This is a genomic window from Streptomyces sp. NPDC006743 (assembly GCF_040703815.1).
In the GTDB taxonomy this organism is placed as follows: domain Bacteria; phylum Actinomycetota; class Actinomycetes; order Streptomycetales; family Streptomycetaceae; genus Streptomyces.
Genome location: NZ_JBEYJA010000001.1, coordinates 80,412 through 104,971, shown reverse-complemented (window position 1 = coordinate 104,971; position 24,560 = coordinate 80,412). Strand labels below are relative to the sequence as shown.

The following is a 24,560-nucleotide window of genomic DNA, read 5'->3' as shown; positions in this document are numbered from 1 at the left end:
GTCTCCTGCCGCTCCCGCCCGCGCGGGAGGGTGCAGTCACGTGACGGATACCCCACCGGACGGCCCCGTTCGTACGGTTCAGGAAATCCTCCGAATTCCCCAGGACACCCCATGCACCACATCACACTCGGTAATGTCGAGATCACCCGGGTACGGGAATACTTCGGCTCCGTCGACATGACGCCCGACACGTTTTTCCCGGAGAGCCCGAAGGAGGCGTGGGACGACGGAGCCTCCTGGCTGGCCCCGCATTTCCTGGATCCCGGCACCAACATCGTGAATTCCGCGATCCAGACCTGGCTGCTGCGCAGCGAGGGCAGGACCATCCTCGTCGACACCGGCGTGGGCAACCACAAGGAGCGTCCGTACGCGCCCGTCTGGAGCCACCTCGAGACGGATTTCCTGGAAAATCTCGCCCGGGCCGGAGTGGCGCCCGAGGACGTGGACATCGTCATCAACACACATCTCCACGTCGATCACGTCGGCTGGAACACATATCTGGACGGCCGGCGGTGGGTGCCCACATTCCCCAACGCCACCTATCTGATGCCGAAGGACGACTTCGACTTCTGGAACCCGGAGAACGGCCACGAGCCGCTGCTCGGCCGGGGCAACCAGAACGTCTTCGAGGACAGTGTCGCCCCGGTGCACCGGGCCGGGCAGACGCTGCTGTGGGAGAACAGCCATCAGATCGACGCCGGCCTGCGCCTGGACGCGGCGCCGGGACACACCCCTGGCTCCTCCGTCCTCACCCTCACCTCGGGGACGGACCGCGCGGTGTTCGTCGGTGACCTGCTGCACAACCCGGTGCAGATCATCGAACCGGACGCCAACAGCTGCTTCTGCGAGGACCCCGCGGGCGCCCGCGCCACCCGCCGCAAGGTGCTCGGCTGGGCGGCCGACAACAACGCGCTCGTGATCCCCGCGCACCTGGGCGGCCACGGCGCCGCCGAAGTGGAGCGCGACGGCGGCAAGTTCGCCATCAAGGGCTGGGCGCCCTTCACCCCGTACACCGAGCAGGCCTGAGACCCCACGGAAGGCACCACCGTGCACCACCACCCCGACCCCATCGTGACCACGGCGCAGGGAGCGGTCCGCGGCCTGCGCCGGGGCGGCACCACCGCCTTTCTCGGCATCCCCTACGCCGCCCCGCCCCGCGGCGCCGCCCGGTTCGCCCGGCCGCGGCCGCACGAGCCGTGGGCCGGCGTACGGGACGCCACCGTGCCGGGTCCCAGCGCGCCGCAGGCCGCACGCAGGCTCGGCAGCGTGGACATGTCCCCCTACTTCGGACCGGGCTGGAGCCGGGGCGAGGACTACCTCACCGTCAACGTCTTCGCCCCCGGCGCCGCGGGCGCGGACCTGCCGGTCATGGTGTTCGTCCACGGCGGCGGATTCGTCGCGGGATCGACGCGGTCCGCGCTCTACGACGGCACCTCCTTCGCCCGCGACGGCGTCGTCCTCGTCACCCTCAACTACCGGCTCGGCATCGCCGGGTTCCTCGACCTCCCCGGCGCGCCCGCCAACCGCGGCATGCTCGACGTCGTCGCCGCGCTGCGCTGGGTGCGGGAGAACATCGCCGCCTTCGGCGGTGACCCGCACCACGTCACCCTCTTCGGCCAGTCCGCCGGAGCGACCGTCATCGGCGGTGTCCTCGCCGCCCCCGAAGCCGCGGGCCTCTTCCACCGGGCGATCGTCCAGAGCGGCAGTGGCCTGGGGGCGTTCAGCACCGAGCAGGCCGCCCGCGTCACCCGGGCGGCGGCCGAGACCCTGGGTGTCGCCCCGCACGCCGACGCCTTCGCCCAGGTATCCGACGAGCGCCTGGTCGAGGCCGCCTCCCGGCTCGCCGGCCTCGACCTGCGGACCGGGACCCGGCGTGACCCGCTGATCGGACTGAGCCCCTTCAGCCTCGTCCTCGACACGCAGCCCGCCGAATCGGTCGCCGCCGGCCTCGGCTCCGGAGTCGACCTGCTCATCGGGACCAACACCGAGGAGGGCAACCTCTACCTCGTCCCGGTCGACAAGTACGCCACCTCGACCGCCGCCGATGCCGAGGACGCGGCGGCGCGCTCCCACCCCGATCCCGCACGACTCCTCGGCACCTACCGCGGGACACGCCCCGGGGCGTCCCCCGGCGAGCTGCGCTCCGCCGTCATGGGCGACGCGCTGTTCGGCGCGGGAAGCTGGGCGCTGGCCGGCGCGCATGCCGCCCACCCCGGATCCGTCACCTACGCCTACGAGTTCGCCTGGCGTTCCCAGGCCCTGGACGGGCAGCTCGGCGCCACCCACGCGGTCGAGCTGCCCTTCGTCTTCGACCTCGCGCACCTGCCCCTGCTGCACGGCCCCGCCGCGCTGCTCGGCCCCGGCGAGCCCCCCGCCGGTCTCGCCGCCCGCATGCACGCGGCCTGGATCCGGTTCGCCAGGACCGGCGACCCGGGCTGGGACCCCTACGACACCCGGCGCAGGGCCACCATGCGCATCGGTGCCGAGTGGACCCAGGTCGACGACCCCCGCGGCCGGGAACGCCGGGCCTGGCAGGCTCCGTAGGCGAGAGGCGGGCGCCTTCCCGGTGATCGCGGCCCGTTCACCGGGTTCGGGGCGGGCCGCGCCCCAGCTCTGTGCGGTGGCTTCGGCCGAGGGCGGTCGGGCCCCCGGATCAGCCGGGCTGGTCGAGCAGCCGTTCGCTCAGTGCCCACAGGCGCTCGGCGGAATGCGGGTCGAGGGCGTGCGAGGCGGCGTCCGAGGGGATGCTGTACGGCGTCACCGGCCGTTGCTCGTCATCCAGCGGTGCGACGTCGCAGTCCTTGAGATAGACACCGCCGGCGTCCGACAGGAGCGGGCTCGTGGCACCGAACACGAGGGTGGCCGCGCCCTGTCGGGCCGTCTTCTTCCCGGCCGCCGGGTCGATGACCGGCCCGCCCGCCTCGTCGATCAGGCCGGCGGCCCGCAGGCCCTCGTCACCGGCGGCGCTGTTGAGCGCCGTGCCCACGACGACGCCGGGGTGCGCGGCGAAGCCCCGGACGCCGTACCCGGCCCACCGGTTGTCGAGTCCGACGGCGGTCAGGACGTTGGCGCACTTCGACTGGGCGTACGCCATGTGCGGTTCGTAGTCACCGGAGGCGAAGTGGGGGTCGTCCCACCGGATGGTGGAGAAGCGGTGGGCGCCGGAGGTGACGTTGACGACGCGGGCGCCGCCCGCCGCCCGCAGGGCGGGCAGCAGGGCCCGGGTGAGCTGGAAGTGGCCGAGGTGGTTGACCGCGAACTGCACCTCGTAGCCGCGGCCGTCGACCTCCCGTTCGGCGGGCGCCGGTACGGCCGCGCAGTTGATCAGGACGTGCAGGGGGCGGCCCGTGGCGTTCCGGCGCCCGGCGAACGCGTCGACCGAGGCCGGGTCGGCCAGGTCCAGCCGGCTGACCCGGACGCCGTCGATGTCCGCCACGGCGGCGCGCGCCCGGTCAGGGTCGCGGGCGCCGATGGTGACACAGGCGCCCCGTGCGGCCAGAGCGCGGGTGGCTTCGCGTCCGATACCGGCGTGGCCGCCGGTGACGATGATGTTCCTGCCGGTCAGATCGATGCCGTCGAGGGCTTCTTCAGCGGTGGTGGCCGGGGTGAACCCGGAGCCGAGGGGGTGCTGCTGCCGAGTCATGAGACCGGCCTTTCGTGTGTGTGAGAGCGATGTCGGCGCGAGTCGGTGAGGTCGAACCGCCCGGTTCGCGTGACGTGTGCGGTGGAGGGGGCGGGCGGGAGCAGCGGGCGGGACGCTCCCGCTCCCAGGCGCCCCCGCGGGGGGTCTACTTCGACTCGACGCGGCCCACCGGCTCGGAACCGGCCAGTAGATCCTGACAGGCCCGCTGCCAGGCGTGGTCGTCGAGCCGGAAGCGGGTGGCGAGGTAGGCCGCCGTGAGGCGCCCGAGGCGGGAGACGCGTTCGGGGTTCTCGTCGGTGGTCTCGGCCGCGTCGTATCCCGCGATGCCGCCCAGGCCGTGCTCCGCGCCGAAGAGGGTGAGCAGAGTCTTGGGACCGGGCGCGAGGGTGTAGGGGTCGGTGTGCCAGCCGGGGCCGGCGTCCGTGAAGTGCCGGGAGTCGTCCCTGTCCCCGGCGACGATCAGCGCGGGGGTGGTCATGGTGGAGAAGTCGATGGACCGGAAGACGGGTGTCCGTTCGGCCACGGCCGCGTGGATGACGTCCCCGCGGCCCGGTGCGGCGAGCACCACACCTGCCTTGATCCGGGGCTCCAGAACACTCACCCGCTCTCCGGTGCCGGGGTCGGTGACCTGGGCGCCCAGCAGGAGGCTGGCGGTGAAGCCGCCGAGCGAGTGCCCGGCGACGGCGACCTTGTCGTGGTCGATGCGTCCGGCGAGGTCGGGCACGCTCTTCTCGATGACGTCGAGCCGGTCGAGGACGTGCGTCATGTCCTCGGCGCGCGAGCGCCAGAACAGGGGCGCGCCGGGGGCGTCGGCGAGGCGGTGTGCCAGCGTCCGGGAGGAGAGGTGGGTGGGCTGGACGACGACGAATCCGGCCTGCGCCCACAGCTGCGCGATCGGCGCGTAGCCGTTGAGCGAGGAGAGGTTGTTCGAGCCGCCGTGGCCGTGGGAGAGCAGGATCAGGGGCAGGGCCGTCCCGGTGGCGGGCGCGGTGACACGGATCTGGAGGTCCACGGGGCGCCCGGCCACGGGAAGCACCAGGGGACTGTAGGACAGCACCGGGGCGGGCGACGCACCAGCGGGTGAGGCGAGTTCGGTCATGGGAAGGTCCTTTCCAGGAGGTCAGGAAGGCTCCGCCGTCCGGAGACGGACAGGACGGACGAGCGCGCGGCCGTGAGGGCTGCGGGCAGAAGCGGGTCCCGGCGGCGGCGCCCGGCACGCGCTCGCGCCGCGTTCCCGGAAGGCCCTGGCAGCTGCGTCCCGAGGACCTTCCGGCGCCCTGCGATCGCGCGCACCGGGCATCGCCCGCAGATCGGAACCCCCTTCCGTGCGCGGCTCAGGCTCCGGACTAAAGCGGAACGCGGCTCCGATTAGTATGTGGAGCACGGTTCCGGTTTGTCAACGGTGCACGGCACCGGCAGGCCCGCCCCGCCGGAAGGGCCCTCCCGGCGGGGCGGCCCGGCGCCCCCCGGCCTGGCACCCCCCGGCCTGGCACCCCCCGGCCCGGCTCCCTCCGGGGTCGTCCGGGGCGGGCCGGCCGCCTCCGGTTCCCCTTCTGGCCGGAATTCGTCTCGGCGGAGATTCGTCCGGGAGCAGACCGGGAGGCCGACCCGGACGGCTCGCCGGAAATACGATCAAGAATAGAGACCGGGTAGAACGCCGGACCGGCCGGCCGCCCGTGGCCGACGGAAGATCGATTCCGTGCCGTAAAACCTGCGGTTGCCCGTGTATTCGAGTGTGTCTGGATGAAGTCTTATCGACTCTGTTCTCCTCTGCTTCAGTGGAACGCGTTGTGTCCCGCACCTATCGAGGAGGCCACATGGCCGAAGTCAGGAAGGTCGCCCGACCTGCGGTCACCGCATCGTCGCGGCCCTGCGCGTTCGTCTCGCCGGACAAGGGCAACGCGCCGACCATCACGCCCGTCCGCAAGCAGGTGGAGGCCGACACCGCCCCCGCCGAGCAGCGGAAAGAGTCCGCCTCCGCCTGAGCGCCGAGGCTGACCGGGGTTCCGTCCGGCAGGCCGGGCCCCCGGGCCGTAGCGCGGACCGAACCCCTGCGCGGGGTCGGTCCGCGTCCCAGGGACCGCGCGCCCGCAGAGCCCTTCCGCCGACGCCGTACCGCGCGCCCGCCGCCCCCGCGCCCGTCCCGCCGAATCGCGGGCCGGGCCGCGGAAGAGGGCCGCGCCCCGCACCGTGCCGAAAGCCGTGAGACGCAGGGAGAAGTCTTCAGCATGCAGAATTCGGTGTACCAGTCCTCGCGTTATGTCCGCACCCTGCGTGCCGCGGGTGACCGGGATTTCACGTCTTTCGGGGGACGCCTCAATTCCTTTGAGGGCGACGAGCGGACGATGGCCTTTCATTCGCTGTACGGAAATGCGCGGCTCGTCGACAAGGACGTCGTCGACCTCCTGAAGGACGCCTCCCAGGGCCTCAGCGTGGACCGGCTGAGGGAGCGGCTCGACGACGACTCGCTGCGCGACCTCGTGGAGGCGCGGTTCCTGGTCGAGGCCGGCCACGACGAGGCCCGCGAGATCGACCGCCTGCTCGAGAGCCGTCAGGAGGCGCTGGGCACCGGGGTGTTCCACTCCTCCATCCAGCTCGTGCTCACCAACGCCTGCAACTTCTCCTGCCAGGGCTGCTTCGCGTACAACTTCGACGGCGGTGTGCAGGAGCGCAACACCTCCGGCGAGTCCGTCAAGCCCGGACCCGTCCTCGTGGAGCTGCGCCGCTCCCGCGAGGACGGGACCGGCCCGGCACGCCAGGACTCCGGGCCCACCCTGGCGAGCGGCGACTGGAACCACGGCTCGGACAGCGCCCGCAACCCCTCGATGCACATGTCCCGCGAGGTGGCCGAGAAGACGATCAAGGAAGCCATCGCCCTGCGCAAGGCCAACGGCGGCGGCCACCTCACCGTCTCCTTCTTCGGCGGCGAGCCCACCCTGGCCCGGGGGACGATCCTGCACGTGCTGCGCACCTTCGGCGACAGCCACGACGGGGTCACCCTGTCCTACGACCTGACGAGCAACGGCTCCCGCATCGACGACGAACTGCTGGCGGCCCTGGCCGAGCACCGGGTCGACACCACGGTCTCCATCGACTACCTGGTGCCGGAGACCGGCGAGTTCCGCGGCGGGCAGCAGCAGCGCACCCCCTGGCCGGTGGTCCGCAAGGCGATCCTCGACATGAAGGCCGCGGGCGTCCCGGTCAGCATCACCACGGTCCTGTCCCAGTACACCTGGGACAAGTGGGGCACACCGCTGATCGACTTCGTCGCCGAGGCGGGGCTGGACACCCTGGACGTCATCGTCTCCTTCCAGGCCAAGGAGTTCTTCCAGCAGCACAGCCCGCACGACGTGGCGCAGCGGCTGCTGGCCGCGGTCGACTACGGACGCGAGCGCGGCGTCCAGCTCAGCGGCTACTGGTACCAGACCTTCCAGATGATCATCGACGAGGCGAAGTGGGCCGAGCAAGCCGACTACAAGACGTGTCCGGCGGTCGGCCGGCAGCTCTCCATCGAACCCAACGGCAGCGTCTTCGCCTGCAAGGCCACCGCCCGGGTGCTGGGCACCATCGACGACTGGCGGGGCATCTTCGCCTCCCCGGCCTACCAGGACTACGGGATGCGCGCCTACACCAACGGGCCGGGCTGCCAGGGCTGCGAACTGCAGGGCACGTGCTCGGGCGGTTCGGCGGGCGCGCTGGAGGAGGAGAACGGCTCGATCCAGGTGATGTCGCCCGGCTACTGCGCCTACATGCGCGAGGTGGTGCAGGGCCTCCTGGAGCGGCACCACGCGCAGAGCCTCGCCGCGCTGTCGTGAGCGCGCCCCCACGCACGTCCCCGGCGTCCCGCGCACCGCGGGCCGCCGCTCCACGGGTGAGCCCGCGGCCGGCTGAGGAAGGGTGACTGGTTCCATGGCAACGATCGGGATGCACTTCGGCCACGACGCGGGCGCCGCCCTGACCGACGCGGACGGCTACCGGATCATCGAGGCGGAACGCCGTCTGCGGCTGCGCCACGTGTGCGGCGGCAACGAGGGGTTCCGGCAGGCGGCGGGCGGCTGGCTGGCGGAACTGCGGGAGCGGGCGGCGAGCCCGGTGACCCGGGTAGCGGTGGCCGACTGGTACACCCCCGTGTGCCGGGTCCTGCCGCCGGCGCTGGTCGAGCTGGTCAACGAGGACGCACGCTGGACGGCCACGGGCGGCGCCGGTCTCGCCGACGCGGTGACCCGGGTGCTCAAGCCCGTCGACTGGCCGCTCGCCGAAGGGCTCGGCGACATCACGCTCGTCGCCGTCCGCCACCACTACGCGCACGCCGCCCTCGCCTACTACACCTCCGGGGCCCGCAAGGCCCTCGTACTGGCGCTCGACGGGACTGGCAACTACGCCGAGTGCGGCATGGTCTGCCTCGGCGACGGCGACCAGCTCACCCCGGTGATGTCGTTCACCAACCGCGGCGGCCCGCGCTTCGGCCTGGTCTACGAGGCGCTGGCCCGGCGGGTGCACGGCAGCCAGTTCGACACCGGCAAACTGCTCGGCCTGGCGGCCACCGGCGACAGCGACCCCTCCCTGCTGCCGGTGCTGCGCGCCATGCTGGTCCCGCAGTCCACCCGGCGCGCCTCGCCCGACCTGTACGAACAACTGGACGAGGACCGGCTGACCGGCTCGGCGCTGCGCTACGCCGGCACCTGGTGGGAGTACGACCCGGTCAGCGGCGGCTACCTGGACGTGGGCCTGGCCGACTCCTCGGACGACGACGTGGTGCACTCCTTCGGGTCCGTGTTCCCCGACGAGATCCGCACCCCGGACGGCCGGACGACCCCGGTGGGGACCTCACCCGACGAGCGGGTCTGCCGGGATCTCGCCGCCACCCTGCAGTCCGCCGTGGAGCGGGACCTCACCCGGCTGGCGACCGGAATCAGCCGCCGCTTCCCCAGCTACTCCACGCTCTGCTACGCGGGCGGCTGCGCGCTCAACATCACCGCGAACAGTTGCCTCGCCGAGTCCGGGCAGTTCACCCGCGTGTCCGTCCCGACCTGCTGCGACGACTCGGGCATCGCGCTCGGTGCCGCCCTGGCCGCCGCGGAACCCGCCGACCGCCCGGCTCCGGCAGGCCGCTCCGGCTGGGCGCGACTGGCCTACGCGGGACCGCGGTTGGAGGGAGTCGACGATCCGCCGGCCGGAGCGGCGCGACAGCCGGGAGGCGGGCTCGCCACGCGGCTGAGCGCTCTCGGACGGACCGCGCGCGAAGCCGCCGACGACGACGAACTGGTGCGGACGGTCGCGGACCTGCTGGCCGGGCGGCGCTGCGTGGCCTGGCTGGACGGCGGCATGGAGACGGGGCCCAGGGCGCTCGGGCACCGCTCGCTGCTGGTGTCGGCACACTGGAACGGCGCCCGCCGGCACGTGTCCCAGACCATCAAGGGACGCGAATGGTTCCGGCCGGTCGCCCCGATCTGCCCCCAGGAGGTCGCGGACCGCTACTTCACCGGCCCCCTGGACCACACCGAGAGCATGCTGTTCGCGGTACGGGTACGGCCGCAGGAGGCCCACCGGCTCGCCGAGGCACGGCACATCGACGGCACGGCCCGGCTGCAGACCGTACGGCGCGACACCCACCCCCTGCTGCACCGGCTGTGCCACGCGGTCGGTGACCTGACCGGGCTGCCCGTCCTCATCAACACCAGTGCCAACGCGGGCGGCAGGCCCATCCTCAACCACCTCGACCAGGCCCTGGAGCTGCTCGCGGAGACGGAGCTGGACGCCGTGGTGCTGCCCGGTCGCCGGCTGATCGTCGAGTGATCCCCGCCCCGCCGCCCGCCCCCGCCGGCGGGCGGCGATCGGCCGAAAACGGCGGTGCCCGTTCCGGCCCGCCCACCCGATCCTGTACAGGCGTCCTTCCCCTGGAGAGTGCACGTGCCCGCCACCCAACTGCGCGACATCCGCAAGACACAGCCGCTGCGTGTCCTGTCCCCCGCCGACTGGGCCCAGTGGACCGAGCAAGGCTATGTGATCGTCCGTCAGGCGGTGACGCCCGAGACGGTCGCCGCGCTCACCGACGGGCTGCGCTCCTTCCTCGACATGAGCCCGGACGACCCCTCGACCTGGACCTCCCCGCACACCGGCAACGACCGGCTGCCCGGCCACAGCGGACTGGTCGAGATGTACAACCACCAGGCGCAGTGGGACGCGCGCCAGACACCGCGGGTGTACGAGGCGTTCACCGACATCTGGGACCAGGACGAGCTGTGGGTGACCATCGACTTCGCCAACGTCAACCCGCCCAACCGGGGTGAGCGGGCCTTCGGCGGCTTCGTCCACTGGGACGTGGACACCTCCGCCGACCCGCTGCCGGTGAGCTGTCAGGCGGTCCTCTCGCTCACGGCGGGCGACGAGGAGATCGGCGGCTTCCAGTGCGTGCCGGAGATCTTCGCCGAGTGGGAGAAGTGGGTGAGCCGGCAGCCCGCCGACCGGGACCCGTTCACCCCGGACATCACCGGCTACTCGATCACCACGCCCGAGGTCGCGCCCGGCGATCTGATCATCTTCAACAGCCTGCTCCCGCACGGCGTGCACCCGAACGTCTCCGAGCGGCGGGTGCGCATGGCGCAGTACCTCACCATGGCGCCCGCCTGGGAGGAGAACGCCGAGCTGTGCGAGGCCCGGGTGCGGTTCTGGCGCGACCGCGTCCCGCCGCACCCCCCGCAGGGCGGCGTGCGCAAGGAGGAGGCGGAGCTGTACGGCCCGGCGCGGCTGACGGAACTGGGGGAGCGGCTGCTGGGGCTGCGCGCGTGGCACGGAGGGAGCGTAGTTGGCTAGCACCACGTCGCCGGGGACCCGCACGGCGGGACGGACGGACCTGGGCCGTCCGTTCCGCCGGCTGTGGGCCTCGGCAGCGGCCTCCAACGCGGGCGACGGCATCACCCGGACGCTGCTGCCCCTGCTGGTGGTCGCGCACCACCCCGACCCGGCGGCGGTCGCCGGCCTGACCGCCGTGAACATGCTGCCCTGGCTGCTCTTCGCCCTGCCGGCGGGCGTCCTGGTGGACCGGACGGACCGGCGGCGTATCGTGCTCGCCAGCAACGTGGTCCGGGCGGCGGCGCTGGCCGCGGCGGCCCTCCTGCTCGCCCGGGACCGGCCGCTGGGCCTGCTGTACGCGCTGGCGTTCGTCCTGGGCATCGCCGAGACGCTGGCCGACACCGCCGCCCCCGCGATGCTGCCGCGCCTGGTCGAGGAACGGCACCTGGAACGGGCCAACGGGCGTCTGTCGGCGGCCCAGATCGTGCTCAACGAGACGGCCGGACCGCCCGTGGCGGGGCTCCTCGCCGGACTGACGGCCGCGGCGGCGCTGGCCGCCGGCGGGGCACTGTACGCGCTCGCCGCGCTGCTCCTGCTGGGCCTCGCCCCGCTCGCCCGGCCGGACCGCGGACCGGCACCGGACCGGGCGCCCGGGTCGGCGACGCCCTGCGCAGGGCCGCCTTCGACGCAGGCGCCTTCCACGGGGCCGGCCCCCGAAGAGCCGGCCGTGGGAGGACCCGAAGGACCGGCCGCGGGAGGACCGGCCTCCGAAGGACCGGCCGCGGGAGGACCGGCCGCCGGCGGGAGAGCCACCCAGAGGCCGACCGCCGAGGAGCGGCCCGCCGAGAGGCCGGCCGGCGAGGGACCGGTCACCGAGGGGTCGGTCGGCGAACAACCGGTCACCGACCGGCCCGCCGGCGACGGACCGGTCACCGAGGGTCCGGCCGCCCGCGCGGCGGACCCCGGCGCGCGCCGCGGTGTGCTCGCGGACATCCGCGAGGGCGTCGTCTTCGTGCTGAGCCACCGCACCCTGCGGCTCACGCTGGCCGCGAGCGCCCTGTACGGCCTGGTCTTCTCCGCCACCTTCTCGATGCTCGTCCTGCTCAGCGACCGCACCCTGGGACTGAGCGGCACCGGCTACGGGCTGCTGCTGACCGCCGGGTCGCTGGGCGCCGTCGGGGGCAGCTGGCTGGCGCCCCGGGCCGCCGACCGGCTGCCCACCGTCCGGCTCGCCCGCTGGTCCCTGGTGGCGTCCGGGGCCGCGTACGTCCTGCTGGGAGCGGCTCCGAACCCCGCGCTCGCCGCCGTGGCACTGGCCGCGAACGGCGTCTTCATGATGGGCTGGAACATCCCCGTGATGTCCCTGCGCCAGCGGCTGACCCCGGAGCACCTCCAGGGCCGTGTGATGAGCGTGTCCCGGCTGTGCGCCTGGGGGACGATGCCGATCGGCGCCCTCCTCGGCGGACTGCTCGCCGAGATCCTGTCCGTCCCGGCGGTGTTCGCCGTCTGCGGCGCCGTCCTGGCCGCGGGCGCCCTGCTGCTGCTCGCCCCCCTGCGCGAGACCCCGTCCGGCCCCGGGGACGCGCCCCCGCGTCCACCTTCCGAACCGCACACCGACCTTCCCGACAAGGGGTGACCATTGGACACGCAGCTCTACGACACGGTGATCGTCGGAGGCGGCCCGGCCGGCCTGAACGGAGCCCTGTACCTGGGCCGTTCACGCCGCCGCGTCCTGCTCATCGACTCCGGCGACGCGCGCAACATGGCGGCGGGCGTCATGCACAACGTGCTGACCAACGACGGCGCGAGCATCGCCGACTTCCGCGCCCGCTCCCGCGCGCAACTCGCCGAGTACGACGTGTCGTTCCGTGACGACGAGGTGGTGTCCGCCTCCGGTGAGGGCGACCACGTGGTGGTCACCACGAAGGAGTCCGGCACCTTCCGCGCCCGCACCCTGCTGTACGCGGCGGGCGTGCGCTCCGTGCTGCCCCCCGTCCCGGGCATCGCGGAACTGTGGGGCACGTCCGTGTTCGAGTGCCCGTACTGCCACGCCTGGGAGGTCCGCGATCGCACCCTCGCCGTGTACGGCGGCGCGGTGCCCAGCGAGTGCCTGGCCTCGACCCTCACGGTGTGGTCCGACGACATCACCTACCTCTCCGGCCGGCGCGAACTGCCCGGCGACGAACGGGACCGGCTCACCGCCGCCGGCGTCCCGGTCCGCACGGAGAAGGTGACGGGACTCGAACCGCACCCCGAGGGCGTACGCGTCCTGTTCGAGGACGGCGGCAGCGCGAGCTACGGCGCCCTCTTCCTCCACCTCGACATCGAGCCCCGGGTGGAGCCCCTGCGCCCCTGGATCGACGCCCCGGACCTGGAGTCGCTGCAGACCGACGACCGGGGCCGCACCAGCGTCCCGCGCCTGTACGTGGCGGGCGACCTGGGACGCACCATGCACCAGGCGGCGATGGCCGCGGCCAGTGGCGGGCTGGCGGGCATGGCCGTCAACGCCGACCTGATCCGCGAGGACCGGCCCGGCTCCCTGCCCGCGCCGCCGCCCCCGGCCCCCTGACCGGTTCCCGCAGTCCGTCCTCCACCGCGCCCACCGACGGGAGCACCGCAGCGATGACGTCACCCCGCGCCCAGTACACCCCGCACATGGAGCACTACACCTTCGTCCTGGAGGACCAGCCCTATCTGGGGTACTTCCAGTACGGCGGCGAGAAGACCCCCGTCTACACCACCGACCGGCACGGCTTCCGGGTCACGCCAGGCCCCGGCGGGCAGCGGGCCACGGTCGGCGACGACCGGCCCGAGGGCCCCGTGCGGGTGCTGGCGGGCAGTTCCGCGGTGTTCGGGGTGGGCGCCACCGGGGACGCCGCCACCGTCCCGGCGCGCCTGTGGAACGCGTACGCGCCCCGCCTGCCGTGGCTCAACTTCGCCGGCCAGAGCCACAACTCGGCCCAGGAACTCCTGCTGTTCACCCTCTTCCAGCACGAACTGCCGCCCGTCGCGGACATCGTGCTGATGTCCGGGGTGAACAACCTGGTGCTCAGCAGGCTCCCCGAGGAGAAACAGGGCCGCCACGGCGCCTTCTTCGACTGCGGCCCCGCCCCGGAGGTCGTCCCCCCGCCGGAGCGGCGCGTCGCGCACGCCACGGAACTGACGCTGCGTCACCTCAGTGCCTGGAAACTGCTCGCCGACGGGCTCGGGGCACGGCTGACGTTCGTCCTGCAGCCGCTCGCGCCGTGGGTGCGCGAGGAACCGCTGCCGCGCGAGAAATTCCTCTTCGAGGAACTGGACGAGGTGTCCAACTTCCGCCGGTTCCACAACGACATCTCCACCATGGCGGTCGGCCGCTCCTACGCGGACCGGCTCGCCGCCGGCTGCGCCGCCCTGGACGTGCCGTTCCTGGACATGAACGTGGCGCTGGGCGAGGCCGCCGCACCGCAGGACTGGCTGTTCATCGACCGGGTGCACTGCACGGACCTGGGCTACGACCTGGTGGCCCGGCAGCTGGCCGGCCGACTGGACCTCGCATGAGGAGCCCCCGGCCCGACGGCGCAGAGGAGCACGGAGCCGCCGCGGCCCCGGCGGCCCGCCGCCTCGCGACGTGGCTGCGCGCCCGCAGCCGTACCGGGCGGCCCGCCGACGCCCAGGACACCGGCGGCCCCCCGGCCCCCGAAGAGTCTGCGGCCGCACCCGCGGCGGACCCCGCGGCCGGGCCGCCCCCGTCCCCGCCGACGCGGTCCCGGCTGCGCCCGCAGCCCGAGGACGACGCGTCCGTCTACCCGTTGTTCTGACATGCGGACACGGACCGGCACAGGGCGGGCGGACGGCGGGCGGCCCGGCGGTGGGCGGACCGGAGACGGGCGAGCCGGAGGCGGGCGGCCCGGCGGCCCCGGCCGGGACGGGCCCGTCCTGGGCATCTCCGCCTACTACCACGACAGCGCCGCCGCCCTCGTCCACGACGGCGTTCCGGTCGCCGCCGCCCAGCAGGAGCGGTTCAGCAGGCGCCGCCACGACCCGGGCTTCCCGGCCGACGCCGTCGCCTACTGCCTGCGCGAGGCGGGGCTGCGCCTGGACGAACTGGCGGCCGTGGCGTTCTACGAGGACCCGGCACTGAAGTTCCGCCGTGTGATGGCCACCTGGCTGGCGACGGCACCGCACGGCTTCCCGGTCTTCCGCCGGGCCTTCCCGCAGTGGGCGGGCTGGAAGCGGCACGCCCTGGACGACGTGCGCGCGCGGCTGCGCCCGCTGTCCGGCGGACGGCCCCTGCCGCCCGTGGTGGCCCACCGGCACCACGCCTCGCACGCCGCCTCCGCGTTCCTGCCCAGCCCGTACCCGTCGGCGGCGGTGCTGTGCGTCGACGGCGTCGGCGAGTGGGCGACGACGACGCTGTGGCACGGCCGGGACACCGGACTGGTGCCGCTCGCCGAACTGCGCTTCCCGCACTCCCTGGGCATGCTCTACTCCGCGTTCACCCACTTCTGCGGCTTCAAGGTCGACTCGGGCGAGTACAAACTGATGGGTCTCGCCCCCTACGGCACGCCGCGCTGGGCGCCCCTCATCCGGGAACGGCTGATCGACGTCAAGCCGGACGGATCCTTCCGCCTGGACCTGCGCCACTTCACCTTCCAGTACGGCAGGACCATGACCGGCCGCGCCTTCGAGGAACTGTTCGGCGGCCCCCGGCGCATCCCCGAAGGACCGCTCACCGAGCGCGAGTTCGACCTCGCCGCCTCCGTCCAGGCGGTGACCGAGGAGGTGGTGCTGCGGCTGGCCCGCACGGCGCTGGACCGCACGGGGGAGCGGCGGCTGTGCCTGGCCGGCGGGGTCGCGCTGAACTGCGTGGCCAACGGACGGCTCCTGGACGAGGGCGTCTGCGACGAACTGTGGGTGCAGCCGGCCGCCGGGGACGCCGGCGGCGCACTGGGCGCGGCCCTGGCCGAGTCGCACCGCCGGGGCGCGCCCCGCGCCCATGTCCGCGCCGGCACCGACGCGATGGCGGGCGCCCTGCTCGGGCCCGGGTACGACGCCGCGGAGATCGCCCGCTTCCTGGACCGGGAGCACCGTCCCGCCGTACGCCTTGCGGAGGGGGAACTGGTCGCACGGGTGGCCGCCGAACTCGCGGCGGGCAAGGTGGTCGGCTGGTTCCAGGGCCGCATGGAGTTCGGCCCGCGAGCCCTCGGCAACCGCTCGATCCTGGCCGATCCGCGCGACCCCCGTACGCAGTCCACGCTCAACCTGAAGACCAAGTTCCGCGAGTCCTTCCGGCCGTTCGCCCCCGCGGTGCTCGCCGAGGACGCCAAGGACTGGTTCGACCTCACCGGCGAGAGCCCGTACATGCTGGTGACCGCGCGGGTCGCGGCGGCCCGGCTCCGGGAGCGCGACCCGGGGCAGGAGCGGCTGACCGGCCTGGACCTGCTGCGGGTGCCGCGCTCGACGATCCCGGCCGTGACGCACGTGGACGGATCGGCCCGGGTGCAGACCGTCACCGCCGGGCGCAACCCCCGCTTCCACGCGCTGCTGACCGCCTTCCGCGACCGCACGGGCTGCCCGGTGCTGGTGAACACCTCCTTCAACGTGCGCGGCGAACCGATCGTCCGCGACCCCGCCGAGGCGTACGCCTGCTTCATGCGCACCCGGATCGACCTGCTGGTGCTGGGCGACTTCCTGCTGGACAAGCGGGACCAGCCGCCCTGGCGGGAGGAGGGGGACTGGCGTGCCGCGATCCCGATGGACTGAGCGCCTGGGGCAACTGGGCCTGGCTGCCCTGTACTTCGGCGTACTGACGCCGCTCGGCCGGTGCGTCCGCGCGGTGCGCGACCCGCTGCGCCGGTCCTGGGACGCGGACCGGGCCGGCTACCTGGAGCCGCCGGCCGGGGCCGGGCCGCGCCGGGGGCCGGGGCCCGGCCTCCCGCGTCCGGGACGGGCCCGCCGCTTCAGCGGCCGCCGGGCGTGACGGCCGAGACGACCACCACCCGGCGGTCGCCGAGGACGTGGACGCGCGCGGCGGCGTCGGTGAATCCGCTCGCCGCGGCCCACGCACAGGCTTCCCCGGCGCCGCCGGGCAGCGGGACGTCCGCCGCCAGCAGCGCGCGGAAGCGTTCGGAGGGCCGGAAGTGCGTGGCCAGCGGCAGCGTGAACCCCACCCGGCCGCCCGGCCGCAGCGCGCGCCGCCAGTCGGCCACCGCCCGCCCGCCCAGGAAGTGCAGCGAGGAGGCGCACAGCACGACGTCGAGGCAGCCGTCGGCGACCGGCAGCGGCACGGCGTCCGCCAGACGCCAGTCCACCGCCGTGGCGGGCAGTCCCTCCGCGGCGGCACGTGCCCGCCCGGCCTCGATCATGCGCGGCGACACGTCCACGGCGAGGACGGGCGGCGCCGCGGCGGAGCGGCCGCGGGCGAGTTGCAGGGCCACGGCGCCCGCGCCGCAGGCCACGTCGGCGACGGCGTCCACCGGTCCGGGGGCGGCCAGGGCCAGCAGGGCCCGCGCCACCTCCTCGTGGTGCTCGTGGTCGTAACGGGGGGCGAGATCGTCGAAGACCCCGGCCAGGGTCGCGCTCTGCGTCACCGGGCGATCCTACGCACTCGCGCGCCCTCGCCACGAGTTCCGGCCCGAGCGCCGTCGTGCCCGCGGCCGTGACGGCAGGCGCACGGGACCTCGCCGACCCGGTACGCGCCCTGCGCGATGCCCTGACACCCCTGACGGGCCGGCGCACTGACGGCCTTTCGGCGCGACCCCGGCCGTTTTCCCGGAACACCGGCCGCCGGCCCTGACGATCCCGCCACGCGGCCGGGCTCCGGGCTCGGCCGAGGGGCGCGTCACCGGGAGCGTGCGCCGCGGAACAGACGCGCGCTCCCCCTGCCGGCCCCCGGCACCGACCCGCCATGACCGGCCATCCGGCCCGCGGGGGACGACCGCCGTGCAGGGCCGTTTTGGATGACCGGATCCGCCTTCCGGGCAACGTCCCTGCGTGGCGGGTATTCCGGCGGCGTGTCATCCGGGCGTGGCTCAATCGGTGGGATCGAATCCGGCCATTCTGTCGCTGTCGCACATTCTTCCGGGTGTCATTCCCGGCGCTCGGCGACTCTCGCGGTTCCCCGGGGATTCCAGGGATTCCGCTGGTGGTGGTGTGAGCGCGGTGCATAGAATATCGCGCGCCGCTCGCGGGGGTGGTCGGTGAGGCAGGTGGGGGGTGAGGGCGTCGTGACTGAGCTGCGGAGAACGGCGATTCAAGGCCGTCCCGACCGACGTGCAGAACGCGCGTTCGCTTTTCCCTGCCCGCGCCTCTTACGACGTGCCCGCAATATTCCGAACGATCACCACAAAGCGGTCCACTCCACAGAAGTGGGCCCTTTTTCTTTTACCCGGTGTTCCCCGGCCCGGCGTCCGAGCCCGGGCCGGGTGCTCGGCGTGCGGCGAGAAGCGGATGCTTCGTTCTCAGGACAAGAGAAGTGTGGAGTGTGATGCCATGAAACGAGTCGGCAGAGACTCGCGACGGCCGGCCTGGAGACTGGTGGATCCGCTGGCGCGAACGGGCTTGTCCGTTCTCTTATTGGTGGGCGGCGCAGTGGGGGCGACGGCCGGACCGGCCGCGGCTTCGGCCGCCGACGGCACGCTGACGGTCGAGGTGCTCCGCGACTTCTTCGGCACCGGCGTGCTCAACGCGACGATGGACGTGCCCCAGCGGGGCATGAAGGTGCAGATCTCCGACCCCGCCGGGCACGAGGTCACCGGCGTCACGGATGCCACCGGAAAGGTCGTCGTCTCGGCCTCGACCGTACTGAGCGGCGGACGGTACCGCGTCGACGTCAGCGTCCCGGCCCCGTACAGCGGCCATCTGCGGGCGGCGCCCGCGTCGACGGCGGAGAACCACTTCGACAGCTTCACCTCGTTCGTGGACGTGTCGGACGGGAAGAACGCCTCGGTGGTGACGGGCGTATGGGATCCGGCAGACTACGCGCTGCCGGACTCCCGGTACTTCGTCCCCGTCCAGAACGGTGCCAACGGAACCGACAGCCGGGCGTTGGTGGCGTTCGGCACGAAGGTCCGGGGCACGTGTCCCACCGACGTGGCCTGCCCGGCCACGCTGGCCACGCAGGCACAGGTGGGCACGACGTTCGCCTTGGCGTACGACCAGCACCGGGCCCGGCTGTTCCAGGGCGCGTTCGCCCGCCGGTACGCCCCGTACGGACCGCAGGGCGGTGGCGCGATCTACACGGTGCCGGTCGACGGCTCGGGTACGCCGAAGCCGTTCGCGCAGGTGCCGGACGCCGCGGTGACGGCGCACGACACCGCGAACATGATCAAGGACCCGGGATTCACCGACGCGCCGGGCAAGGAGAGCATCGGCGGCCTGGCCCTGTCCGAGGACGGCTCCACGCTGTACGCGGTGAACCTGCGGACCCGCAGCCTGGTGAGCTTCGACGCGACCGGGGACACCGCCGGGGCGCCCGAGGCGACGGTCCGGATCCCGGACCCCGGGTGCGCGAGCCCCGAGGACTGGCGGCCGTTCGGTCTCCAGGTCCACGACAACACGCTGTACGTCGGCGGCGTGTGCAGCGCCGAGAGCACGCAGCAGCGCTCGGACCTGAAGGCCTACGTCTCCACCTACGACGGCAAGCGGTTCACGACGGTGCTGAGCCACCCGCTCACGCAGGAACGCGGCAGCGTCTTCGGCACCGGCGACAAGGCCACCCACTGGAACCCGTGGAACACCGGCCTGGACACGTGGGACGACCGGAAGGCGGGCAACGTCTTCATCGACCCGCAGCCGGAGCTGGCCTCCCTCGCCTTCACCCGCGACGGCTCGATGGTCCTGGGTTTCCGTGACCGGTTCATGGACGTGCTCAGCTGGGGAGGGCTGGACCCGCGCCCGGGGAACGACGCGGTGGAGAACGGCATGTCCGGTGGTGACATCACCATGGTCTGCGCCAGTTCCACCGGCGCGTACGAGTGGGAAGGCACCGGATCCTGCCCCAACCACGCCACGCCCGCCAACAGCGGTGGCCAGGCCGCCGGCGTCGTCGAGTACTTCCCCGGCGACTTCTACCGCGGCGCGCACCAGGAGACCGCGCTGGGCTCGGTGGCCTACATCCCGCAGCAGCAGTGGGTCGTCAGCACGGAGTTCGATCCGGTCGACGCCGTCGCCACGTCCGGGACCGGGTACCACGACGTCACGACCGGTGAGGGCCCGGGCAACGCCCCGGCCGCCAACGGGTTCCAGTTCGTCAGCCAGGAACAGGGCGGCGGGTTCGGCAAGGCCGGCGGCCTCGGTGACATCGCGTACGCGGCGGCGAACGCGCCGGTCCAGATCGGCAACGTCGTGTGGTTCGACGGCGACCACAACGGGATCCAGGACCCGGGGCACGTGCTGCTGCCGGGTGCGACGATCAACCTGCTGGACGCGGACGGCAAGCAGGTCGCCACGACGAAGACCGATGCCGCCGGCGAGTACTACTTCGGTGGCGTCGGCGCCGAGTACCAGCTCACACCGGGAGCGAAGTACACGGTCCAGTTCGATGTGTGCACCGCGGACACCAGCGAGGTGCCCGGCCGGCCCCCGGCGTCCGCGCTGCGGTTCACGCTCCCGCGGGCCGGTGCCGACCGTGCGCACGACTCCAATGTGACTCCGCCGTCCAGCGGGCCGTTGTGCAGTGGGCAGGCACCTGTCACGGCGCCGCGCAAGGCCGGCGGGGTCGATCACACGATCGACGCCGGGGTGTACATCCCGAAGGCGACCCCGAGTCCGTCCCCGACTCCGACTCCGACGCCGACCCCCACCCCGTCGCCGGGTCCGGCCTCGCCGTCGGCCTCGGTGCCGCCGGCACCCGCGCCGCCCGCCAACCCGGCTCCGCCGGGCGGAGGTCCGGGCGGCTCGATGGCGCACACCGGCATGTCCGCGCTGCCGCAGATGCTCGCCGCCGCCGGACTGCTGGCGGGTGCGGGGCTGGCCATCGCGTTCATGAGCCGGCGCCGCCTCCAGAGGAACCGAGCGAGCTGAGCACCGGTGAGCTGAGCGACAGCCCTCCGGCAACGGTGGGTTGAGCAGCGGCTCGCTGGAACAGTGAGCCGAGGAGAGCGAGTCGAGAAGGTGGGCTGCCCGCCCACGTCCCGGAGGGGGCGGACGGGCAGCCCACGTCCCGGCCGGCCCCCGCGGGCCGGCCGGGCCTGACCTGTCACCGGGGACGGTCCCGGAACCGGGTGACGTGACCGGTCCACCAGGTGGCACGACCTGTCACCGGAGCGCCGGGTGACGCCCGGGGCGCACGGCGGCGAAGCCGGGGTGGCGACCGAGAGGATGAAGCGAAGAGTGTCAGCGTCGAGCCGCACGCGGAGCGTGCGAAGCCGGCAAGCTCCACCGGACCGTACGGCCGCCCGGCGCCGATGGCCGCGGTCGCGCCGGGCGGCAGCCGTCCTCGTCCTGGCGGTCGCGGCGGTGGTAGCGGTGGCCGGATTCCTGGTCCTGAGCGACGGCTCCGGCAGCGGCGGGCCACGCGCGCTGACGTCCGACGAGGCGAACCGGCTGGCGATCACCCGGTTCCGCAACTACGAGGCGCACGGCCGCGCGGTGACGATCACCGTGCCGGGCACCGCGGGCGGCCTGACCGTCACGGGGTCCGTCGACTACCGCGGCAAGCTCGGTTACGGCGTCGTGCGCGGCACCGGGCGCGACACCTCCAGCGACGGGCTGATCGAGTGGACGGCCACCTCGGTGTCGGTCCACCCGATGGCGAACGCACCGGCGCACGCACCCGCGGCACCGCCCCGCTCGGGGTGGTACGGCCGTCCGCTGCTGTCCTCCGGCAGCGCGCTGGACAGTTCGCTGGCCATCGCGCTCAGCCTCGGCAGCGACCGGCCCGACAACGCCGAACTGCTGCCGCAGAACGGCGCCGCCTGGTGGGGCCGGGACCAGATCGCCGGGCACCGGGTGGACGTCATGACCGGGCCGGCCGCCCGCGACCGCTCCGGCACGGCGGGCAACGTGCGTTACTGGGTCGGCTCGGACGGCACCATGTACCGGGTCCGGGTCAGCGTGGGTTCCCAGCCGCAGCCGGTGGTCATCGATTTCGACACCCACCGGTACGTCCCGGTCAAGCCGGTCCCCGCGGCCACGCCGGCCCGGTAGCCGACGTTCAGGACGTCCGCACCCGCGCGTTCGCGGCCAGCAGGGAAGCCGGCGGCAACTGGACGGCCGCCGTCCTCGGCAGGGCCGGAACGGCCGGGACGGCGGTGGCGCCCGCGGTTGCGGCGTGCGGGAACTGCGGCTGCGGACCGGGCGCCGCGACCTCGGTGAACGGGATGCCACCGGGTGCAGCCGGCCTCGTCCACCTGCCGGCCGGGGAGAGCGACCCGGCCGGGACCGGGCAGGACGCGGTGGCCGCGAGCCGGGCGGGCACGGTGCTCCGCAGATCGTTGCCCCGCAGGCAGTTGCCCCGTCCCCGCGCGGCGGTGGGGAACGTCCAGCCGACGTCGACACCGTTGCCGGTGAACGTGTTGTCCACGATCCGGTTGCCGGCCGGAGGCAGGTCGGCGGTCGCCGTGATCACCAGCCCGGCCTGGACGTTGCCGGTGATGCGGTTGCGGAGGAACTGGTTGCCGTTGCCGCCGTCGACGCCGACGCCGATGCCCCACCCGCCGTCGGCCTGCTGCGGCGTGGCCCTCTGCTGATTGGCCGCGATCAGATTGCCCGCGATGACGGCGCCCTGTTGCGGGAGCAGTTTCTCCTGGTGGTCCGAGTTGGTGGTGAGCCCGACCCGGTTGCCGACCAGGCGGTTGCCGACCACGTACATGTCGCCGCCGGCGTTGGTGCCTTCGTAACCGACCGCGTTGAGTTCGGCGACGTTGTCCCGCACCACGATGCGGCAGGGTTTGCACTGCCCCACGTAGATCCCCGAGTCGGCCCCGCCCGACGCGTACGAGTGCTCGATGACGCCGTTCTGCGCGGAGAACGCGTAGATGCCGTACAGGCCGTTGCGGGTCGCGGTCACGTACGAGACGAGGAACGACTTCAGGAAGGTGACGGGCTCCTCGCCCGTGTCGTAACCACCGCTTCGTCCCGGCAGTCCGGCGGCCGCCTTCGCCGAACCGGTGACCAGGACCCCGTTCTGCGTGTTGTTCTCCACGGTCAGGTTCTGCACGGCCACCCCGGGCGCGGCGACCACGACACCGTTCGGCTGCCGCAACCGGCCGTCGATGACGACCTTGTCCCGGGACACCCCGCGCAGAGTGACGCGCGCCGTGTCGATCCGCACCGACTCGTGGTACACCCCCGCGGAGACCAGCACCAGGTCACCGGACCGCGCCAGGGACACCGCGGCGGAGATGGTCGGGGCGTCGGCGGGCACCCGGATCGTCACCCGCGCACCGTCCGGTCGCCGGCCCTTGTCCGCACCGTCATCACCACCACCGCCGCAGCCGGACACCAGGGCCAGCGTGCCCACCACCGCCGCCAGCACGCGAAGAGCTAATCGAGGCATGATCCCAGTCTGGCACGAGGCCCAATCGCCCGCCGGGAAATGGAAGTTGTCCGGCATCCCCGACACGGGTGTGGCACTCTGCACACCATGCACCGAGCCGACCCCCACCCGTCGCGCCGCAGGTTCCTCGACGTCACCGGTGCCATGGCGGCCGCCGGACTGACCGCCGGGTGCTCACCGGAGGCCGCCCCGCCGGGACGGCACGCTCCCTCCGCGCCGGCCACGCCCACGGCGGTCCCGGCGACGGGCCGGCACCAGGCGGGCGTCACGCTTCCGCAGCCGGCCCAGCGCAACCTGCTGGCCGTGGTGGCCGACCTCGGTGCCGCCGTCGCTCCCGGTCCGCTGCTGGCCGAACTCGGCCGGACCATCCGCGCCCTCGTCGCGGGCACCGACCGGCGGCTGCTGGGCCTGCCACCGGGCGACCTCACCGTGACCGTCGGCGTCGGCCCCCGGCTGGTACGCGCGGCCGGCGCCTCCCTGCCCGGAGCGGCCGACCTGCCGGAATTCTCCCGCGAACGGATCCACCCGAAGGCACGCGGCGGTGACCTGCTGATGCAGATCTGCGCCGACGACGCGCTGCTCCTCCCGGTCGCCGCCGCCGCGCTCCTGGACCAGGCCGGCGACCGCCTGCGCGAACGCTGGCGGCAGTCCGCACGCCGCGGTGCGACCGTGCCCCTGGGCAACGGCCTCACCGCGCCCCGCAACCCCCTCGGTTTCATCGACGGCATCGTGGGCCCGCACACGGCCGCCGAACAACGACGCGACCTGTGGCTGGCCGGACCGCCCGCGGTCGCCGGCGGCACCCTTGCCGTACTGCGGCGCATGGAACTCGATCTGCCGCGCTTCGCCGCGCTGTCCGTGGCCGAGCAGGAAGCGGTCCTCGGCCGGCACCGGGCCGACGGCGCCCCGCTCTCCGGCGGCACCGTCGCCTCCGTCCCGGAACTCGGCGCCAAGACGGCGGACGGACGCTATCTCGTCCCCGCCGACGCCCACGTGCGCCGGGCCAACCCAGCCGTGGTCGGCACCGGCCTCATGCTCCGCCGCTCCTACAGCACCGACGAGCCCGCCCCCGGCCTGCTCTTCATCAGCTTCCAGAACGACCTGCGGACCTTCACCGCCACCCTCACCCACATGGACACCTCCGACGCACTGCTGCGGTTCACCACCACGACCGCCAGCGCGACGTTCCTCATCCTCCCCGGCTTCGACCGGCAGCGCCCGCTCGGTTCCTCCCTGTTCGGCTGAGGAGACGGCGCCCGCCGCCGCTGCCACGCGGGGCCGACCGGGCGGCCGGCAGGACCGCAGGGGGCCGGCGGCGCCCGGCCAGAGGTGATCCGGACACGCCGAACACGCACGCGCGTTCGTATGCCTCTCGCCGTCACGGCCGTCCGGACGGACGTCCGTGCGATCCCTGCCCCGGCTGCCCGTACGCGTGTCCACGCGACTCTTGTCCCGGCTGCCCGTGCTCGAGGCCCCGAGACTCTCGTCCTGGCCGCCCGGTACGCGGGTCCGCGCGGCCCTCGTCCCGGCCGCTCGTGCGCGTGTTCGTGTCCTCCTCGGCATCCCGGTAGTCCTCCGGCCGTCCGGTGAGCCGGGTCGCGAGGCGGTAGGTGACCGAGACGTCGCGGTACTCCTCGCCGGCGA

Annotated in this window: 19 protein-coding genes; 15 read left to right on the top strand and 4 right to left on the bottom strand. The window is 73.6% G+C overall.

Features of this window, described 5'->3' with window-relative positions; translation table 11 throughout:
* Nucleotides 1-111: 111 nt before the first annotated feature.
* Entirely contained in the window at nucleotides 112-1,026 is a 915-nt protein-coding gene (locus ABZ719_RS00415; RefSeq protein WP_366723023.1) for an MBL fold metallo-hydrolase, read from the top strand.
* A gap of 21 nt (nucleotides 1,027-1,047) precedes the next feature.
* Complete coding sequence (locus tag ABZ719_RS00410; RefSeq protein ID WP_366723022.1) at nucleotides 1,048-2,544, top strand: carboxylesterase family protein; 1,497 nt, start codon at nucleotides 1,048-1,050, stop codon at nucleotides 2,542-2,544.
* Nucleotides 2,545-2,653: 109 nt separating this feature from the next.
* Here the strand turns inward: ABZ719_RS00410 and ABZ719_RS00405 are convergent, their stop codons facing one another.
* Both ABZ719_RS00405 and ABZ719_RS00400 read right to left on the bottom strand, forming a co-directional pair.
* On the bottom strand, nucleotides 2,654-3,643 hold the full coding sequence (locus tag ABZ719_RS00405) for an SDR family NAD(P)-dependent oxidoreductase (protein ID WP_366723021.1): 990 nt from the start codon (nucleotides 3,641-3,643) through the stop codon (nucleotides 2,654-2,656).
* A 145-nt stretch (nucleotides 3,644-3,788) separates the two neighbouring features.
* Nucleotides 3,789-4,742 (bottom strand): chlorophyllase, encoded by a 954-nt coding sequence (locus tag ABZ719_RS00400; protein ID WP_366723020.1) that lies wholly within the window; start codon nucleotides 4,740-4,742, stop codon nucleotides 3,789-3,791.
* Nucleotides 4,743-5,460: 718 nt separating this feature from the next.
* Here ABZ719_RS00400 and ABZ719_RS00395 point away from each other — a divergent pair.
* The 10 genes from ABZ719_RS00395 (at nucleotide 5,461) to ABZ719_RS00350 (ending at nucleotide 16,397) form a co-directional block, all read left to right on the top strand.
* Entirely contained in the window at nucleotides 5,461-5,628 is a 168-nt protein-coding gene (locus tag ABZ719_RS00395; RefSeq protein ID WP_158771598.1) for a hypothetical protein, read from the top strand.
* Between the two features lie 360 nt (nucleotides 5,629-5,988).
* Nucleotides 5,989-7,458 (top strand): radical SAM protein, encoded by a 1,470-nt coding sequence (locus tag ABZ719_RS00390; RefSeq protein ID WP_366723019.1) that lies wholly within the window; start codon nucleotides 5,989-5,991, stop codon nucleotides 7,456-7,458.
* A gap of 94 nt (nucleotides 7,459-7,552) precedes the next feature.
* Complete coding sequence (locus tag ABZ719_RS00385) at nucleotides 7,553-9,439, top strand: carbamoyltransferase C-terminal domain-containing protein (RefSeq protein ID WP_366723018.1); 1,887 nt, start codon at nucleotides 7,553-7,555, stop codon at nucleotides 9,437-9,439.
* Nucleotides 9,440-9,553: 114 nt separating this feature from the next.
* Nucleotides 9,554-10,456, top strand: a complete 903-nt coding sequence (locus tag ABZ719_RS00380; protein WP_366723017.1) for a phytanoyl-CoA dioxygenase family protein — start codon at nucleotides 9,554-9,556, stop codon at nucleotides 10,454-10,456.
* On the top strand, nucleotides 10,449-12,071 hold the full coding sequence (locus tag ABZ719_RS00375; RefSeq protein WP_366723016.1) for an MFS transporter: 1,623 nt from the start codon (nucleotides 10,449-10,451) through the stop codon (nucleotides 12,069-12,071). Before ABZ719_RS00380 ends, ABZ719_RS00375 begins: the two co-directional genes overlap by 8 nt.
* Before the next feature lie 3 nt (nucleotides 12,072-12,074).
* A complete protein-coding gene (locus ABZ719_RS00370) occupies nucleotides 12,075-13,004 on the top strand; it encodes an NAD(P)/FAD-dependent oxidoreductase (RefSeq protein WP_366723015.1) in 930 nt (309 codons plus the stop codon).
* Between the two features lie 53 nt (nucleotides 13,005-13,057).
* Nucleotides 13,058-13,975, top strand: a complete 918-nt coding sequence (locus ABZ719_RS00365; protein WP_366723014.1) for an Inducer of phenazine A — start codon at nucleotides 13,058-13,060, stop codon at nucleotides 13,973-13,975.
* Nucleotides 13,972-14,235 (top strand): hypothetical protein, encoded by a 264-nt coding sequence (locus ABZ719_RS00360; RefSeq protein WP_366723013.1) that lies wholly within the window; start codon nucleotides 13,972-13,974, stop codon nucleotides 14,233-14,235. Before ABZ719_RS00365 ends, ABZ719_RS00360 begins: the two co-directional genes overlap by 4 nt.
* A 1-nt stretch (nucleotide 14,236) precedes the next feature.
* Nucleotides 14,237-16,180, top strand: a complete 1,944-nt coding sequence (locus ABZ719_RS00355; RefSeq protein WP_366723012.1) for a carbamoyltransferase N-terminal domain-containing protein — start codon at nucleotides 14,237-14,239, stop codon at nucleotides 16,178-16,180.
* Nucleotides 16,158-16,397: a hypothetical protein gene (locus ABZ719_RS00350; protein WP_366723011.1), complete on the top strand. Its 240-nt coding sequence runs from the start codon at nucleotides 16,158-16,160 to the stop codon at nucleotides 16,395-16,397. The genes ABZ719_RS00355 and ABZ719_RS00350 overlap by 23 nt, the downstream gene beginning before the upstream one ends.
* On the opposite strand, the gene ABZ719_RS00345 is transcribed toward ABZ719_RS00350, so the two are convergent.
* Nucleotides 16,378-17,007 (bottom strand): class I SAM-dependent methyltransferase, encoded by a 630-nt coding sequence (locus tag ABZ719_RS00345; protein WP_366723010.1) that lies wholly within the window; start codon nucleotides 17,005-17,007, stop codon nucleotides 16,378-16,380. The two genes, ABZ719_RS00350 and ABZ719_RS00345, sit on opposite strands and share 20 nt — an antisense overlap.
* A 1,000-nt stretch (nucleotides 17,008-18,007) precedes the next feature.
* Here ABZ719_RS00345 and ABZ719_RS00340 point away from each other — a divergent pair.
* Both ABZ719_RS00340 and ABZ719_RS00335 read left to right on the top strand, forming a co-directional pair.
* Complete coding sequence (locus tag ABZ719_RS00340) at nucleotides 18,008-20,440, top strand: SdrD B-like domain-containing protein (protein ID WP_366723231.1); 2,433 nt, start codon at nucleotides 18,008-18,010, stop codon at nucleotides 20,438-20,440.
* 444 nt (nucleotides 20,441-20,884) lie between these two features.
* Complete coding sequence (locus ABZ719_RS00335) at nucleotides 20,885-21,565, top strand: hypothetical protein (RefSeq protein ID WP_366723009.1); 681 nt, start codon at nucleotides 20,885-20,887, stop codon at nucleotides 21,563-21,565.
* A 7-nt stretch (nucleotides 21,566-21,572) separates the two neighbouring features.
* On the opposite strand, the gene ABZ719_RS00330 is transcribed toward ABZ719_RS00335, so the two are convergent.
* Nucleotides 21,573-22,916: a right-handed parallel beta-helix repeat-containing protein gene (locus ABZ719_RS00330; RefSeq protein WP_366723008.1), complete on the bottom strand. Its 1,344-nt coding sequence runs from the start codon at nucleotides 22,914-22,916 to the stop codon at nucleotides 21,573-21,575.
* Between the two features lie 87 nt (nucleotides 22,917-23,003).
* Here ABZ719_RS00330 and ABZ719_RS00325 point away from each other — a divergent pair, with 87 nt between their 5' ends.
* Complete coding sequence (locus ABZ719_RS00325) at nucleotides 23,004-24,161, top strand: Dyp-type peroxidase (RefSeq protein ID WP_366723007.1); 1,158 nt, start codon at nucleotides 23,004-23,006, stop codon at nucleotides 24,159-24,161.
* Nucleotides 24,162-24,560 lie beyond the last annotated feature (399 nt).

What these genes read in the sequence shown, in the direction of transcription:
- ABZ719_RS00415 (WP_366723023.1), top strand. Translation starts at nt 112, where the DNA reads ATGCACCACATCACACTCGGTAATGTCGAGATCACCCGGGTACGGGAA.
- ABZ719_RS00405 (WP_366723021.1), bottom strand. Translation starts at nt 3,643, where the DNA reads ATGACTCGGCAGCAGCACCCCCTCGGCTCCGGGTTCACCCCGGCCACC.
- ABZ719_RS00400 (WP_366723020.1), bottom strand. Translation starts at nt 4,742, where the DNA reads ATGACCGAACTCGCCTCACCCGCTGGTGCGTCGCCCGCCCCGGTGCTG.
- ABZ719_RS00395 (WP_158771598.1), top strand. Translation starts at nt 5,461, where the DNA reads ATGGCCGAAGTCAGGAAGGTCGCCCGACCTGCGGTCACCGCATCGTCG.
- ABZ719_RS00390 (WP_366723019.1), top strand. Translation starts at nt 5,989, where the DNA reads ATGGCCTTTCATTCGCTGTACGGAAATGCGCGGCTCGTCGACAAGGAC.
- ABZ719_RS00385 (WP_366723018.1), top strand. Translation starts at nt 7,553, where the DNA reads ATGGCAACGATCGGGATGCACTTCGGCCACGACGCGGGCGCCGCCCTG.
- ABZ719_RS00365 (WP_366723014.1), top strand. Translation starts at nt 13,058, where the DNA reads ATGACGTCACCCCGCGCCCAGTACACCCCGCACATGGAGCACTACACC.
- ABZ719_RS00360 (WP_366723013.1), top strand. Translation starts at nt 13,972, where the DNA reads ATGAGGAGCCCCCGGCCCGACGGCGCAGAGGAGCACGGAGCCGCCGCG.
- ABZ719_RS00355 (WP_366723012.1), top strand. Translation starts at nt 14,237, where the DNA reads ATGCGGACACGGACCGGCACAGGGCGGGCGGACGGCGGGCGGCCCGGC.
- ABZ719_RS00330 (WP_366723008.1), bottom strand. Translation starts at nt 22,916, where the DNA reads ATGCCTCGATTAGCTCTTCGCGTGCTGGCGGCGGTGGTGGGCACGCTG.
- ABZ719_RS00325 (WP_366723007.1), top strand. Translation starts at nt 23,004, where the DNA reads ATGCACCGAGCCGACCCCCACCCGTCGCGCCGCAGGTTCCTCGACGTC.